This window comes from Kaistia adipata DSM 17808, from assembly GCF_000423225.1.
Lineage (GTDB): Bacteria > Pseudomonadota > Alphaproteobacteria > Rhizobiales > Kaistiaceae > Kaistia > Kaistia adipata.
Genome location: NZ_AUHO01000010.1, coordinates 229,295 through 244,722, shown reverse-complemented (window position 1 = coordinate 244,722; position 15,428 = coordinate 229,295). Strand labels below are relative to the sequence as shown.

14 protein-coding genes are annotated in these 15,428 nt (G+C 66.5%); 8 read left to right on the top strand and 6 right to left on the bottom strand.

Annotated features, from left to right (window positions below):
• Positions 1-33: 33 nt before the first annotated feature.
• The gene (locus G539_RS24315) at positions 34-1,026 is read right to left on the bottom strand and encodes an IclR family transcriptional regulator (RefSeq protein WP_051231264.1); all 993 of its coding nucleotides are present in this window, start codon (positions 1,024-1,026) and stop codon (positions 34-36) included.
• Positions 1,027-1,212: 186 nt separating this feature from the next.
• Between G539_RS24315 and G539_RS0110005 the strand changes: the two genes are divergently transcribed.
• From G539_RS0110005 to G539_RS0109975, 7 genes are all read left to right on the top strand, one after another.
• Positions 1,213-2,232 (top strand): succinylglutamate desuccinylase/aspartoacylase family protein, encoded by a 1,020-nt coding sequence (locus G539_RS0110005; protein WP_029075080.1) that lies wholly within the window; start codon positions 1,213-1,215, stop codon positions 2,230-2,232.
• Positions 2,232-3,170 carry a threonine ammonia-lyase gene (locus tag G539_RS0110000; RefSeq protein ID WP_029075079.1) on the top strand — a complete coding sequence of 313 codons (939 nt, stop codon included), beginning with the start codon at positions 2,232-2,234 and terminating at the stop codon, positions 3,168-3,170. Before G539_RS0110005 ends, G539_RS0110000 begins: the two co-directional genes overlap by 1 nt.
• 217 nt (positions 3,171-3,387) lie before the next feature.
• The gene (locus G539_RS0109995; protein ID WP_029075078.1) at positions 3,388-4,311 is read left to right on the top strand and encodes an AraC family transcriptional regulator; all 924 of its coding nucleotides are present in this window, start codon (positions 3,388-3,390) and stop codon (positions 4,309-4,311) included.
• A 284-nt stretch (positions 4,312-4,595) separates the two neighbouring features.
• A complete protein-coding gene (locus tag G539_RS0109990) occupies positions 4,596-6,029 on the top strand; it encodes an extracellular solute-binding protein (RefSeq protein ID WP_029075077.1) in 1,434 nt (477 codons plus the stop codon).
• A gap of 174 nt (positions 6,030-6,203) precedes the next feature.
• Positions 6,204-7,085 (top strand): carbohydrate ABC transporter permease, encoded by an 882-nt coding sequence (locus G539_RS0109985; protein WP_029075076.1) that lies wholly within the window; start codon positions 6,204-6,206, stop codon positions 7,083-7,085.
• The gene (locus G539_RS0109980) at positions 7,082-7,918 is read left to right on the top strand and encodes a carbohydrate ABC transporter permease (RefSeq protein ID WP_029075075.1); all 837 of its coding nucleotides are present in this window, start codon (positions 7,082-7,084) and stop codon (positions 7,916-7,918) included. The genes G539_RS0109985 and G539_RS0109980 overlap by 4 nt, the downstream gene beginning before the upstream one ends.
• A gap of 5 nt (positions 7,919-7,923) precedes the next feature.
• The gene (locus G539_RS0109975; RefSeq protein ID WP_084639951.1) at positions 7,924-8,169 is read left to right on the top strand and encodes a DUF2160 family membrane protein; all 246 of its coding nucleotides are present in this window, start codon (positions 7,924-7,926) and stop codon (positions 8,167-8,169) included.
• 109 nt (positions 8,170-8,278) lie between these two features.
• Here the strand turns inward: G539_RS0109975 and G539_RS0109970 are convergent, their stop codons facing one another.
• The 4 genes from G539_RS0109970 to G539_RS0109955 all read right to left on the bottom strand — a co-directional run bounded on the left by G539_RS0109970 (position 8,279) and on the right by G539_RS0109955 (position 12,628).
• Positions 8,279-9,559, bottom strand: a complete 1,281-nt coding sequence (locus tag G539_RS0109970; RefSeq protein WP_029075073.1) for a TRAP transporter large permease — start codon at positions 9,557-9,559, stop codon at positions 8,279-8,281.
• Positions 9,556-10,104 carry a TRAP transporter small permease gene (locus G539_RS0109965; RefSeq protein WP_029075072.1) on the bottom strand — a complete coding sequence of 183 codons (549 nt, stop codon included), beginning with the start codon at positions 10,102-10,104 and terminating at the stop codon, positions 9,556-9,558. Before G539_RS0109965 ends, G539_RS0109970 begins: the two co-directional genes overlap by 4 nt.
• 51 nt (positions 10,105-10,155) lie before the next feature.
• Complete coding sequence (locus G539_RS0109960) at positions 10,156-11,109, bottom strand: TRAP transporter substrate-binding protein (protein ID WP_029075071.1); 954 nt, start codon at positions 11,107-11,109, stop codon at positions 10,156-10,158.
• Positions 11,110-11,308: 199 nt separating this feature from the next.
• Positions 11,309-12,628, bottom strand: a complete 1,320-nt coding sequence (locus tag G539_RS0109955) for an aminotransferase family protein (protein ID WP_029075070.1) — start codon at positions 12,626-12,628, stop codon at positions 11,309-11,311.
• 438 nt (positions 12,629-13,066) lie between these two features.
• Here G539_RS0109955 and G539_RS0109950 point away from each other — a divergent pair, with 438 nt between their 5' ends.
• The gene (locus G539_RS0109950; protein ID WP_029075069.1) at positions 13,067-13,741 is read left to right on the top strand and encodes a GntR family transcriptional regulator; all 675 of its coding nucleotides are present in this window, start codon (positions 13,067-13,069) and stop codon (positions 13,739-13,741) included.
• Between the two features lie 84 nt (positions 13,742-13,825).
• On the opposite strand, the gene G539_RS0109945 is transcribed toward G539_RS0109950, so the two are convergent.
• A complete protein-coding gene (locus tag G539_RS0109945; protein ID WP_051231263.1) occupies positions 13,826-15,337 on the bottom strand; it encodes an ABC transporter substrate-binding protein in 1,512 nt (503 codons plus the stop codon).
• Positions 15,338-15,428: the final 91 nt, after the last annotated feature.

The following is a 15,428-nucleotide window of genomic DNA, read 5'->3' as shown; positions in this document are numbered from 1 at the left end:
GCAAGGCCGCGCGGGCGGCGCCCCGGACAACGCTCAGCGATCGCTGCTGCCGACCGGGCCGCCGGTATGGGCGAGCGGGAAGTTCGGTGTCGCCAGCTCGCCACCGAGCAGGCCGGTGATTGTCTGCGCCGCCTCGAACAGCAGCTTGTTGGCGTCGTCGAACGGCACCTTCTCGGTCGAGGAGGCGAGGAACGGCATGGTGATCACCGCCGGCGCGAAGCCTTCCGCGTTCAGGATCGGGAAGCTGACGTCGGTGATGCCCTTCAGCGCCTCGCCGGCGATCATCTCATAGCCAACCGAGCGCACCACCTCGATCCGCTTCTTGAGCCAGTCGATCTCGCTCTTCGGCGCGGTCTGGCCGATCGCCTCGAACAGCCATTCCTGCACGGCCGGCGGCTGGTAGGCGATGAGCAGGCGGCCGGAGGCGGTGCGGATCGCCGGGTTCTGCGTGCCGACGCGCAACCGGAAGCCGAGCGGCGCGGGGCTATCGACCTGCGCCACGACGCGGATCGACAGGCCGTCGAGCACCGCCAGATGGAAGGCCTGGTAGGCGTTGATCGCCACGCGGTTCAGCACGGGACGCGCGGCGTCGACGAGGCGGCGCATGGGGGGATAGCGATAGGCGAGATCGTGCATCTTGCTCGACAGCACCAGGCTCTCCTCGCCCGGCGGCCGCTGGATGTAGCCGCGCCGTTCGAGTGCCACGACGACGCGGTAGACTTCCTGCAGGGACCGGCCCAGCTGCTGGGCGATCTGGCTGGGCGTGACGCCCTCGGACAGCGTCGCCAGCAGTTCCAGCACGTCCAGTCCCTTCTCCAGCGCCGGCGCGCTGTAGGCTGGCTTGTCGCCGTTCGCCGCCTTGCCGGCGCGCGCGGTCGGGGCCTTGGCCGAGGCCGGCTTGGCCGCCTTGGCAGCGGACTTGGCGACCGGCTTGGGCGCCGGTTGGCTCGCGCGCTTCCCGGCGGCGCGCGCCGGCTTGGCTTCGTCGGCGCCCGTTTCGCCGGATGGCCGCTTGGCTGTGGTCATCACGTCACTCCTTTGCTGCCTGTCATTGCCGGACCGGCGCGACCGCGCAACGCGGCATTTGCGACAAGCATGCACGCGGATGATATCACATATCAACTCTTGATATCATCAGTGATAGAAAATAGGCTGACCACCATGCTTCTTCCATCCTCATCCCTCCCCTCGTCGTCCCGCACAGAGTAGAAAATGGGCCTGAACGCTAAGCAACTGGCGCAATGCACCGTCGACTTCGACAAGGACGGCAAGCAGACCGGCTTCTTCAACCTGCCGCTCTCCGTCCATGACGACGCCTGGGGCGTGGTGCGCGTGCCGCTCGCCGTGATCAAGAACGGCAGCGGCCCGACCGTCATCCTCGAGGGCGGCAACCACGGCGACGAATATGAGGGACCGATCACCCTCGGCGAGATGATCCGCGACCTCGATCCCGGCCTCGTCTCCGGTCGGCTGATCTTCATCCCGGCGATCAACCTGCCGGCGGTCAACGCCGCGCGCCGGACCTCGCCGATCGACGACCTCAACATGAACCGGACCTTCCCGGGCAACGCCAACGGCACGACGACGCAGCAGATCTCGGCCTTCGTCAACGACGCTCTGTTCCCGATGGGCGACGCCTTCCTCGACCTGCATTCCGGCGGCTCCTCGCTCGACCTGATGCCGAGCTCGGTGATCGAACCGGTCGCCAATCCGGTCCAGCACGCGAAGAACGTCGCCGCCGTCACCGCGTTCGACGCGCCTCTGGTGGTCGTGATCGACAATCGCGGCGATACGCGCACGGCGACCGCCTCTGCCGCCCGCGCCGGGCTCACCGTCGTCGGCACCGAGATGGCAGGCGGCGGCACGGTCTCCCTTGATGCGCTCGACATCTGCCGCCGCGGCGTCCGCAACGTGCTGGCCCATCTTGGCGTGCTGCCGCCGGAACTGGCCTCGCCCGCGCGCCATCCGCAGCGCCTGTTCGAACTGCCGGGCTCCGAAGCCTATGTCATCTCGGACGACGACGGCGTGTTCGAGCCCTTCCACAGGAACGGCACGATGGTCTCGCGCGGCCAGCCGGCCGGACGGGTGCATTTCCTCGCCAATCCGAGTCGCAAGCCGGCCGAACTGTTCTACGCGGCCGACGGCATCCTCTATGGTCGCCGCCAGCCGGGCCGTGTCCGCCCCGGCAATTGCTGTCTCGTCGTCGCCTCGCCCTACACAGGTACGCTCTGATGATCACGCTCGCCGATATCCAGGCCGCCGCCGGGCGCATCGCCCCGCATATCCGCCGTACGCCTAACATCCGCGCCACGGCGCTGGCCGAGCCGGTGACCGAGGCGACGCTGTCGCTGAAGCTCGAATGCCTGCAGCCGACGGGCTCGTTCAAGGCACGCGGCGCCACCAACAAGCTGCTGACCACGCCGAAGGAGGCGCTGGCCGGCGGCGTCGTCACCGCGTCCGGCGGCAATCACGGCCTGGCGACGGCCCGCGCGGCAAAGCTCGCCGGCGTGCCGGCGACGATCTTCGTGCCGAAGAGCATCACGCCGGCCAAGGTCGAGAAGCTGAAGCGCTGGGGCGCCACCGTCGAGATCATCGGCGACATCTGGAACGAGACCAACCTGCACGCGCTCGCCTTCGCCAAGGAGAACGGCGCGGCCTATTTCCACCCCTTCGCCGACGCCAATGTCATCGCCGGCCAGGGCACGACGGTGCTCGAATTGCTCGAGGAAGTCCCCGACGTCGACACCGTGCTGGTGGCGATCGGCGGCGGCGGCCTGATCTCCGGCATGGGCGTCGCCATCAAGGCGCTGAAGCCTTCGGTCCGGATCATCGGCATCGAGCCGGAAGGCTCGCCGACGCTGAAGGCATGCCTCGACGCCGGCCGTGTCGTCCGCCTCCCCGCCGTGACGAGCCGCGTCGCCACCATGTCCTGCGCCGAGACGGATCAGGGCGTGTTCGAGCTCGTGCGCGACCATGTCGACGACATCGTCCTCGTCTCCGACGAGGCCATGCTGGAGGCGAGCCGCTGGCTCTGGTTCGAGATGGGCATCGCCGCCGACCTCTCCGGCGCCGCCGCGATCGCGGCGCTCCGGACTGGCGTGCTCGACTTCCCGGCCGGTCATTCGGTCGCCGCGCTGGTCTGCGGCGCCGGACCGGACGCCCTGGTCTAGACCTCCCCTCCGCTCCATCCGATCGAACGGGCCGGCCCTCGGGGCCGGCCCGTTGCCGTTCCGGCCGCCCGCGCGCGACCTGCCGCGACGCACCCTTTCTTTTCTCCCCGATTGGCTCAAGAATGAGGGGTCCATCATCCGTGTGTGACAACGGGATCGTTCGGACAAGGCGTGGCAAACAACGCCGACGACGATCCAGGGACAGGGAAGAACCGCCATGGGCTTCGAGCGCAAATTCGCGCCGGACTTCGAGGTCATCGTCTGTGCGCCGTCGGAATCGTTCCGCTGGAACGTTCACGACTATCCGCACCATCTGGCCAAATGGCACCATCATCCCGAATATGAGCTGCACCTGATCCAGGCGAGTTCCGGCGAGATGATGGTCGGCGACTATGTCGGCGACTTCCAGGCCGGTTGCCTGGTCCTCACCGGGCCGGACCTGCCGCACAATTGGGTGAGCGCCATCCTGCCCGGCGAGCGCGTCGCCGATCGCGACATGCTAATCCAGTTCAGCGCCGCCTTCGCCGACAAGGTCGTCGGCCTCTGCCCGGAATTCCACGGCCTCGGCGCGCTGTTCGCCGACGCGGCGCGCGGCGTCGAGTTCTCCGGCGCCACCGCCGAGACCGGACGCCGGCTGCTGCGCGAGATCGGCGCCGCCAGCGGACCGCAGCGGCTCGTCCTGTTCCTCGAGCTGATGACCGCGCTGGCGCAGAAGCCGGAGGAACGCCGCATGCTGTCGCGCGCGGCGGCCGGCGCCACCGCGCCCAGCCGCGCCTCGGGCAAGCTGGAGATCGCGATCAACCACATCCTGGAAAACTTCGCCCGCCCGATCCGGCTATCGCAGGTGGCAAGCCTCTGCGGCATGGAGGCGAGCGCCTTCTCGCGCTTCTTCAAGAAGCAGACCGGCCACACCTTCGCCCGCTACGTCAACTGCTCGCGGGTGCACGCGGCCTGCCACCTGCTCAGCGGCAGCGACAGGCCGATCACCGACATCTGCTTCGACGTCGGCTTCAATAACATCGCCAACTTCAACCGCCAGTTCGTGAAGATCTGCGGCCGCTCGCCATCCGCCTACCGGCGCGATTCCCGCCGGATCGGCACGATCGCGCGCTGGGAGCCAGTCGTGGAAGCGCGAATCTGAGGCCACGACCCGGCACGGTCGCTGCCGACAAAATTGTACAGATGCCGCCGCAAACACGCGTAGTGAGCCGCTGGGCGCTCTTCTAGAGTCCGTCGGGAAGCGTGCGGGCTGGCCGATCAAGCCAGAGCCTGGAGGAGGCTCCGCCCGCTTCGTGGAGCTTAGGCATACGGCGCGCTTCATCGACATGCTGAAGCGCATCCCCGGCCCGGGAAGCTGGCGCATCCGCGCCGGCGGTCCGCGACGGAGGCCGGGAGCGCCGTCGACAATCCGAGGGAGGACGAGGAATGTCTGGTTTGAAGCGAATGATGCTCGGCGCGCTGGCGGCGGGCCTGATGGCGGGCGTGACGCCGGCCAAGGCGGACTTCTGGGCCGATGCCGGCAAGGAATTCTCCGGGGTGACCATCCGCGGCATCTCCGAGAGCACGCCGCCGTCGAACTACGTCAAGAACGTGCTGGGCCCGGCCTTCACCAAGGCCACCGGCATCAACGTCGAGTTCGAGGCGACGTCCTGGGACCAGATGTACGACAAGGCGATCAAGGACATGGAGGCCAATACCGGCATCTATGACTTCGTCTACATCGAGCAGGACGCCGTCTATGGATATCTCTCGCGCGACTTCCTGGTCGACCTGACCAAGTTCATCGCCGAGAACCCGAAGCTGAAGGCGCCCGACTACGATCCGGCCAACTTCACCACCTTCGCCAACTACTTCAAGGGCAAGGACGGCGACCTGTTCGGCGTGCCGATGGAGGCCTTCATCAAGGTCTACCTGTACCGCAAGGACCTGTTCGAGGATCCCGCGGTCAAGGCGGCATTCAAGGCCAAGTACAATCGCGACCTGGCGCCGGCCAAGAACCACGCCGAATACACCGAGATCGCCGACTTCTTCACCCAGTGGGGCAAGGACAAGGGCATCGAGCTCTGGGGTTCGACCGTGCAGGCCAATACCGGCCACCCGGCGTCCTGGTATGAATATGTCGAGAGCGTCGCCCCGACCTTCGGCGTCTACAACTGGGGCATCGACCCGGCCAACAACTTCGCCGCGACCGTCGAGCACGGCGGCAAGATGAACAGCCCCGAGGCCAAGGCTGCGCTGCAGTTCTGGCTGGACCTGCTGAAGAACGCGCCGCCGGAGTCGACCGCGTCGACCTGGGACGAAGTCGCCGCGACCTTCGCCGCCGGCCGCGCCGCCCAGGGTCTCGTCTATGGCGAGAACGCCGCCTGGATCGCGACCGACGATTCGAAGTCGAAGGTGGTCGGTAAGGTCGGCGTCGCCCTGCCGCCGGTCGAGCCGGGCGTGATGGAAGCCGCCGAGGCCGGCACCGGCTATATCGGTTACTATGACGGCGGCGCCTTCGGCATCCCGCACTCGTCCAAGAACAAGGGCGCCGCGGCGCTGTTCCTGGAATACATCGCGCAGCCGTCGGTGCAGGCGGACTGGGCGGTCGCGGGCTCCCGCATCACCCTGCAGTCGACCTATGACGATCCGAAGGTGAAGGCCCAGGACGCCAAGACGGACGGCTACTACACGCTGATGCGCGACCAGGGCAAGCTGTTCGCCGGCGCCCCGGCCTATCCGTTCCATAACCAGCTGCGCGAAGCGGTCGCCCCCATCTTCTGGCAGGCGATCTCGGGCGAGCTGTCCGCCTCGGACGCCCTCGACCAGATGGCGACGACCGCGGAAGCGGAACTGACCAAGCTCGGCTATCGCAAGTAAGCCGTCACGCGAAGGCGCCGTGCCCGAAAGGCGCGGCGCAGGCGGGCCTCTCCGGAGGCCCGCCCCTTCCGCGACCGAGGGCGTTGCCCTCCCCTGCCCGCCATGCCGCCGCCGGATGGCGCCGGCGGAAGCGGTTGATTCAGCGATCTGCGCGTTTCAACGAGGAACGGCTTCATGCAATCCCAAACACTCGGCTGGTTGCTGCTCGCACCGACCCTGCTGATCCTGGCCGTGTTCGGCCTCACCCCGTTCCTCTACGTGCTGGTGGTGAGCTTCTTCGACTGGAACAGCTTCGCCGCCGACCCGACCATGCGCTTCAGCGGCCTGTCGAACTACCGCCACCTGGTGTTCGACAAGGGCTTCCTGATGGCGCTCTGGAACACGTTCAAGTTCGGCGTCTTCGCCGTGGTGAGCCAGATCGTTCTCGGCTACTTCCTGGCCCAGCTCTTCATGAAGGACTTTCCCCTGAAGGGCTTCTTCCGCACCATCCATACCCTGCCGCTGATGATCGCCCCGGTCGCCGTCGGCGCCACCTGGCGCCTGATGACGGTGCCGGGCCTCGGCCCGATCCCCTATTATCTGAACCAGTGGTTCGGCTACGAGTTCCTGATCAGCCGCTTCGCCGGCCAGGCTTTCATGACCGCCGTCATCATGGATATCTGGCACTGGACGCCGCTGGTGACGCTGACCCTGCTCGCCGCACTGTCCTCGATGCCGAAAGAGCCGTTCGAGCAGGCGCAGATCGACGGCGCCAACCGCTACCAGACCTTCTGGTACGTGACGCTGCCGATGCTGAAGCCAGCGATCCTGTCCGCGCTCTTCATCCGCCTGATGGACGCCATGCGCACCGTCGACGAGATCTGGATGCTGACCGGCGGCGGCCCCGGCTCCGCCACCCGCTTCATCGGCCTCTACATCTGGCGCATCGTCTTCCCCAAGACGGACTACGGCTATGGCTCGGCCATGTCGCTGATCACGCTCTATCTCACCATCGTCCTGTGCTGGCTGCTCTATGCCGGCCTGGTCGCCCGTCGCGATCTGAGGAAGCCCGAATGACCCGCAACCGCCCCGGCCTGTCGCTGCTGTTCTGGCTGGTCGCCAGCCTGGTCACGCTGTTCCCGATCTACTGGATGTTCGTCGTCTCGGCGCGCAGCCGCGTCGAGCTGTTCAGCGCACCGAGTTTCCTGATCAAGTCGTTCTTCTCGGAGAACTACCTGAACACGATCCACGACCCGACCTACCAGAAGTACATGCTGAACTCGATCGTCATCGCGACATCGAACGCGTTGCTGGTGACGGTGCTGGCCCTGCTCGCCTGCTACGCGCTGTCGCGCTACAAACTTTCGGGCAAGGAGAACATCTTCTTCTGGACGATCACCAACCGCATGGCGCCGCCGGCCGCCTTCCTGCTGCCGCTGTTCCTGCTCTACACGCAGGTCTTCGTCGTCGGCGACTGGAAGATGTTCGACACGCGGATCGGCCTGATCCTGCTCTACTGCGTGTTCAACCTTCCCTTTGCGATCTGGACGCTGCGCGGCGTCATCGACGCGATCCCGCGCGAGCTCGACGAGGCCGCCTTCGTCGACGGCGCCAGCACCTGGCAGGTGCTGATCCACGTGATTCTGCCGCTGGCGCGGCCGGGCCTCGCGGTCACGGCGATCCTGTGCTGGGTGTTCGCCTGGAACGAATATCTGTTCGCCGCGACCCTCACCAGCGTCAACGCGCGGACGATCACGACGGGCCTCGCCGAGTTCGTCACCGTCACCGGCACGAACTGGGGCCAGATGGCCGCCACCGCCATGCTGACCCTGATCCCGGCCGTGGCCTTCCTCGCCCTCGTGCAGAAGCACATCGTCGCCGGTCTCACCTTCGGCGCGGTCAAGGGATGAGCGAAATGGCCAGCGACTTCATCGAGAACCCCGTCCCCCTGGCCAATGGCAACGGCGCGCCGAAGCGCGCCGCGCGGCCCGACGGCTTCCTGCCGATCGACACCAACCTGTTCGACCGGATCTTCATCGCCGTGGTCGTCTTCGTAGCGATCCACCTGTTCTGGCTGCGCTTCGTCGAACCGGCGCTGTCGATCTACGTGGCGACGGCGATCTCGATCGTCGTCGGGGCGATCATCATCAAGCGCGGCTAGGACGCTCCCGGACCCAGGATACCACCCGGTTCGTGGAGGCCGGGCCGCGATGCAAGAGAAAAGGGCCGCTCCGGGAGCGGCCCTTTTCCTGTCGCGACGATGCGCGCTCCTAGAGGCCCATCACGCCGGGCAGCCACAGCACGGTCTGCGGCACGAAGGTGATGATCAGGAGCACCGCGAGCACGATGCCGACGATCGGCAGGCTGGCCCAGATGACGTCGCGCATCGGCACCTTGGCGATCGACTGCGTGATCAAGAGGTTGAGGCCGAGCGGCGGATGGATCAGGCCGACCATCAGGTTGAGCACGATCACCAGCCCGAAATGCGTCGGGTCGATGCCGAAGCTGGTCGCCGCCGGCAGGAAGATCGGCACCAGGATGATCGTCGCCGGCGTCGAATCGAGGAACATGCCCGCGAGCAGGAACACCAGGTTGACGATGAGCAGGAATTCCCACGGCGACAGCTCGGCGCCATGCAGCAGGTTCTGGATGTCGCGCGGGATGCCGTGCACGACGACCAGATAGGCGATGAACGAGCTGACCGCGACGACCAGCATGATGTTGGCCGTCTGCAGGCCGGCGTCGGTCAGCATGCCGGGGAACTGCCGCCACTGGAACTCGCGGTGGATGATCCAGCCGATGAAGATCGCGTAGAGCACCAGCACGGCGCCGAGCTCGGTCACCGTGAACAGGCCGCCCTTGGCGCCGATGATCAGCAGGAGCGGCATGGAGAGCGCCCAGGCGCTGCCCCGGAACTGCCGGCCGATCACGCCCCAGGGCTGGCGACCGCGCGCCGGCAGGTTCCTCTTGCGCGCATGCAGGATCACATAGGCGATCAGGGCCAGCGCGATCATCGCGCCGGGAATATAGGCGCCGACGAACAGCTTGGTGATCGAGACCTGGGCGATGACGCCGTAGATCACCAGCGGAATGCTGGGCGGGATGATCGGGCCGATGACCGCCGCGCCGGCGGTAAGCGCCGCCGCGAAGCCGCCCGTGTAGCCCTGCTTGCGCATCTCCGGGATCAGCAATGCGCCGCTCGCCGACGCGTCGGCGACGGAGGAGCCGGAGATGCCGGCGAGGAAGACGTTGGTGCCGACATTGACGACGCCGGACGAGCCGCGCACCCGGCCGAGCGCCGAGGAGAACAGGTCGACCACCCGCGTGGTGATGCCGCCGCTGTTCATCACCAGCGCCGCCAGAATGAAGAACGGCACGGCGAGCAGCGGGAAGGAATCGATGCCGTTGACCATCTTCTGGGCGAGGATGAAGCCGGGCATGCCCCAGATGGCGACGACCGTCAGTGCCGCGACGCCGAGCGCGATGGCGATCGGCACGGCGAGCAGCGTCAGCGCGAAGAATACGGCGGCAAGAACGCCAAGCATCATCATGACGGAAGACTTTCGGTCGGAGCAGCATGGCCTTCGGAGAGCGCCTTCGCCTTGGCCTGCGCCTCGCGCGCGGCGGCGGCGGACGGCGCCAGAATGCGCTCGGCGATGAAGAAGAGACCGAGGATCGTGAAGGCGACGATCGAACCGTAGAACAGTGAGAACGGCAGCCCGGTCGCAGGCGCGATCTTCTGGCCGACGACCGACATCAGATGCCGCGCATAGACGGTGAGCATGACGAGGAACACGGCCGTGGCAAGATCGATCAGAATGCCGAGCCGCCGGAACAGGTCCGCGTTCAGCTTGTCATGCAGGAAGTCGATGACGATCAGCTCGCGGCGGCTGATCAGCAGGGCGGCGCCGAGAAAGGTGAGCCAGATGAAGAGAAGGCGGGAGATTTCCGCCATTCCCGGCGTCGCCGCGCCGATGAAGTAGCGCGAGAAGACCTGCACGCAGACGAGAAGAACGATCGCGAGCAGCAGGGCCCCGACCAGAAAGCTGAGCAGCCGGCGCAGGAGATCGCCGGTCCGGACGAGGATGCCTGTCATGAATACCCCCAGGGGAGAGAAGCCCGCCGTCAGAAGGCGGCGGGCCCGGTATTACTGGACCGCGCGGATCTTGGCGATGATCGGCTCGATCGCCGGATCGTACTTCGCCTCCTTGGCCTTCTCCATGAAGGGCGCGAGATCGGGCTTGTGCACGACGACACCCTCGGCCACCAGCTTGTCCAGAACCTTGGCCTGGGCGTCGGCGGTGTAGCCCTTGTACCAGTCAGCGCTGGCGTCCGCCGCGGCCTGGAACGCGTTGCGCAGGCGCTCGTCCTGGCCCTGGTACCAGTCGGCGTTGCACATGAAGCCCATCGTCTCGGCCATGTGGTTGGTCATCACGAGATGCTTGGCGACTTCGTAGAAGCGCTTGTCCTGGATGGCGAAGAGCGGCTGCTCGACACCGTCGACGACGCCCTGCTGGACGGCCGTGTAGACTTCCTCGAAGGCGACGGTGGCCGGATTGGCGCCGAGCGCGCGGATCGACTCGATATAGGCCGGGATGCCGGGCGCACGGATCTTGCGGCCCTGCAGGTCGTCGAGGCTGTCGGCCGGCTTGGTCACCAGGAACTGGCGGAAGCCGTGATAGGCCGGGCCGACGACGCGGAAGCCGGCGTCCTTGGCGATCGAATCCAGGATCTCCTGGCCGACCGGGCCGCGCCAGATGCGGAAGAAATGGTCCTCGTCGCGGTAGATATAGGCGACGCCCTCGACATTCGCGGCCGGATGGAACGAACCGAGCACGCCGACGCTCTCATACATGCATTCGAGCACGCCGCCCTTCACCTGCTCGACCATCTCGTCGACCGTGCCGAGATGCGAGCCGGGGAACAGTTCGATCGCGACGTCGCCGCCGAGATCGGCCTCGATCTTCTCCTTGAAGACCTGCATGGCCTTGGTGTCCGGGCTGTCGTCGGAGCCCGCGCCGCCGATGCGGACGGTGACGCCGGCATGCGCCGAGACCGTGGTGAGCGCCGCGACGCAGGCGGCGGCAAGAAGCGTCTTCAACATTGTCGTCCCTCTGTGGTTCTTATGGTTCCGGCACAGGGCAATCACCCCGCGCGCGGCAGCGCAGTCGTTCCGTCACAGGCTTGCGGCTTGTCGAGAAACGATACTCGATAATTGATAGTCCGCAAGCCACTCTCCTCGGCACGCCGGTGCCGCATTCGGGGCGCAGGCGCGGCGTGACGCCCGCGCGCGTCCTGTCTCAGGCGATCGCCCCGATGGTCTCGTCCAGCGCGTCGACGATCACGTCGATCTCGGCCTCGCTGACGATGAAGGGCGGCGTGATCTGGATATGGTCGCCGCCCTGGCCGAAATTCGCGCCCGGCACGCCGCCGCCGACGATGACGCCGCGATCCTTCATGCCGGCGACGAGCCGCGAGGTGAAGTTCTTCTCGGCCGGGTAAGGCTGGCGCGTCGCGCGGTCGGCGACGAACTCGACGCCGGCATAGAGGCCGCGGCCGCGCACCTCGCCGATGCAGGCATGGCGCTGCTGCAGGGCGTCGAGGCGATCATGCAGATACTGGCCGATCGTGCCGGCCCGGGTGAACAGCCCCTCCTTCGACATGATGTCGAACACCTGCTGGCCGATGAAGCACGAGGTCGGATGGCCGCTATAGGTGAAGCCGTGCACGAAGCGCTTGCGGCTGTCGCGGAAGAAATTGGTGATCTTGTCGTTGATCAGCACCGCGCCGAGCGGCGCGTAGCCGCTGCCGATCGCCTTGCCGCAGGTGATCATGTCCGGCACCACGTCCCAGTCCTGGATGGCGAAGGGACGCCCGGTGCGGCCATAGCCGGCCAGGACTTCGTCGGCGACGAACAGGATGCCGTAGCGGTCACAGATTTCGCGGATGCGCTTGTAGTAGTCGGGCCGCGGCACGAGACCCGACGCCGTCGTGCCGACGATGGTCTCGGCGAAAAAGGCCGAGATCGTCTCCGGCCCCTCGAGATTGATCGCCCGCTCCAGCTCGTCGGCGCAGTCGAGCGTGCAGCCGCCCTTATCCTTGCAATAGGCGCAGCGATATTCGTAGGGCGGCGCGATGTGGATCACCGGCAGCATGTAGGGCGTATAGGGCGCGCGCCAGCTGGTGCGGCCGGACAGCGACAGCGTCGCGATCGTCACGCCGTGATAGCTCTGCCAGCGCGAGATGATCTTCTGGCGCTGCGTGTCGCCGCGCTCCAGGTGATACTGACGCGCGAGCTTCAGCGCCGTCTCGTTGGCCTCGGAACCGCCGGAGACGAAATAGACGGATTCGATCCCCTTCGGCGCGACCGAGAGGATCGAGCGGCCGAATTCCTCCTGCCAGGGCGTGGTGAACTGGGCCGAATAGGCGAAGGTGACCGCGTCGCCCGCCGCAGCGAGTTTCTGGTAGATCTCGGTGCGGCCATGGCCGATGCCGACGACGCCGGCGCTGCCCATGCCGTCGAGATAGGCCTTGCCGTCGGCGTCATAGAGATAGACGCCGCTGCCGCGGACGGCGGTCGGGAGCTCGGAGGCATAATCCCTGGAAAAAATCGACGACACCTGGCTCTCCTGCTGGGCGGTCGCCGCCGGTTTCCTGGCGGCTGGAAGGGCGGCCTCGGGGGCCGCCTCTGGGCGGCGCGCAACATCCTGCGGGAGCGTCGCCCTGTCAATATCGATTATTGATAAAATGACCGGACAGAAGACAGGATGTTTCCCGCGACGGGTCCCGGCCGGCACAACCCGCGGGTGACATCGGTGGATGCCCTGCAATGTGGGCGATCACGGCCTAGTCGTGCCCCGAATATCGTTTATTGTTATTTTGAGGGCTTCGCGGGCGCCCGAATGATTGCGGAAGCTGGCCGAAGCGCATGAGACGATATCGAAGCGACGGAACGGTCGATCGGGTCCCATGCAGCCGGAGCGGCGGGTCCCGCGATCGGACCGTCCCTGTCGCATGGCGCGGCCCGACGGCGCGCTGCAACCCGATGGTGAGATCCGATGACACGCCGACCGAGCCGAAAGATCGTTTCCGGCGACACGCATGCGAGCCTCGAATCCGAGATCGGCGAGGCGTTGCGGGCGGCCATCCTCGATGGCGAACTCAGCCCCGGCTCCCGCCTGATCGAACTGGACCTCGCCAACCGCTTCAATGTCAGCCAGGGCACCATCCGCGCCGCGCTGAAATTCCTGCAGGCCGAGGGCCTGGTCGAATATCGCCCGCGCCGCGGCAATTTCGTCATCACCGTCGAGAAGGCCGACGTCTACGAGATCTCGATGCTGCGCGAGGCGCTGGAATCACTCGGCGCCCGCCTCGCCGCCAAGCGCATCGATGACGCCGGCCGCAATGCGCTGGAAGCGCTGCTGCAATCGATGCGCACCGCGGCGGCGGCCGGCAACCGGGCCAAGCTGATCGAGCTCGACTTCGAGTTCCACCACACGGTGATCGCGATCTCCGGCCATCGTCGGCTGATGGAAATCTACAAGCGCCTCGAGGGCCAGACGCGGATGTTCCTGCGGTTGACCGACCGATTCTACAGCGACCCGAACGACATCATCGAGCTGCATGAACCGCTCGTCAGCGCCATCTGCAGCGGCGACGCCGAGGCTGCCTTCCAGTTGGCCAACCGCCATGCCGACGCCGACGCCGAGGAGCTGATCGAGAGCATGCGCTAGCGCGGCGCCGGCGCTGGCCTCAATGCGAAACGACCGGGGCGATGACCGCCCCGACCGTTCCATCCGATACGGCGAAGGACCGGATTACTCGGCGACGACGATGTCCTTGACGAACACCTTGCCGTCGACGCGAGGCGTCCAGTCGGTCCGCTCGCTGAGGCCGTAGATGTCCTGCACGCGCAGGATCGAATTCACATAGGCCTGGTCGAAGGAGCGCTGGCTGATCTGCGCGTAGAGCGCCTTGCGCTTGTCGACATCCGTCTCGAAGCGGGCGGCGTCGATCCACTGCGCGAGTTCGGCATCGCCATTCGAGGCGCCGGGGCTCTCCTGGTGATAATAGGCGGTGATAGCGCGATCGGCGTCGAACAGCTCGTTCGCGCTCGACGAGTAGAACACGTCGGGGCGGACATCCTTGTTGAAGATCGTCGCCAGATAGTCGCTCCACTCGGGAATGCGGACCTTCACGTCCAGACCGAGCGCGGTCCAGTAGGCAGCGACCGCCTCGACGGCGTCGCGATCCTTGAGGAAGCGGCCGCCGGGCCCGACGACGTTGATCGTGATCCCCTCGGCGCCGGCCTCCTTGAGCAGCGCCTTCGCCTTCTCCGGGTCATACGGATAGGGCTTCACGGCGTCGTTGAAGCCGAACGCGGTCGGCACGGCGAGCTGGCCCGAGGCCACGCTGGCATTGCCCTCGAACAGGCCCTCGGCCAGTTCCTCGCGGTTGATGGCGTAGAGCAGCGCCTGGCGCACGCGCGCATCGGCGAGCGGCGAACCGGACTTGGCATTGAGCACGATGAAGGGCAGCTCGAGGCCCTCAACCTTGGCGACCTTCGGCAGCTGCTTCTCGAATTCCGGCGCCACGTTGTTGATCAGGTCGACCTCGCCCGACAGCAGGCCGGCCAGACGCGTGCTGGCGTCGGGGATGAAGCGGAACGTCACTTCGTCGACCTTGGGCTTCTCGCCCCAATAGTCGGCATTGGCCGAGAGCACGACCTCCTCGCCGCGATCCCAGCGCTCGAACTTGTACGGGCCGGAGCCGATCGGATGGGCCGCAAAATTCGGGTCCGACGCATAGGCGGGCGGCACGATCTTCAGCCAGTAGAGCCGCGCGGTGAGCGCCGGATCGGGCTTCTCGGTGGTGACGCGGACCGTGCGGTCGTCGACCGCGACGGCGTCCTTGATCGTCGAGACATAGGAGAACTGGCCCGACTTCAGCGCCGGATCGACGATCCGCTTCAGGCTGAAGGCGACGGCCTTGGCGTCGAGCGGCTCGCCATTGTGGAACTTGACGCCGTCGCGGACGACGATCTCCCAGGTCAGCGGGTCGATCTGCTTCGGCAGCGCGGTGGCGAGACCCGGCTGGAGGTTGCCCGCGGCGTCACGGATGTAGAGCGTCTCATAGATATTGTCGTTGACCAGCCGCTCCGGGCCATCGTCCTGCGCCTGCGGATCGAGCGTCGTCGGCTCGGAGCCGATCGCGACGACGAGATCCGCCGCCAGCACGCCGCCGGCCGCCGCCACGAGCAGGCCGGCCGCCGAGACCGAAGCCAGCGCGGCGCGCCGGAGAGACGACCTGAAGTCCAACAACACGTTCATTTATTTTCACCCAGCAAGCGAGAAGTCTGACACAGGCCGGATGGTGCACTTGGATCGCAGGATGCGTGAAGTCTAATCGTCCTAATAAAAC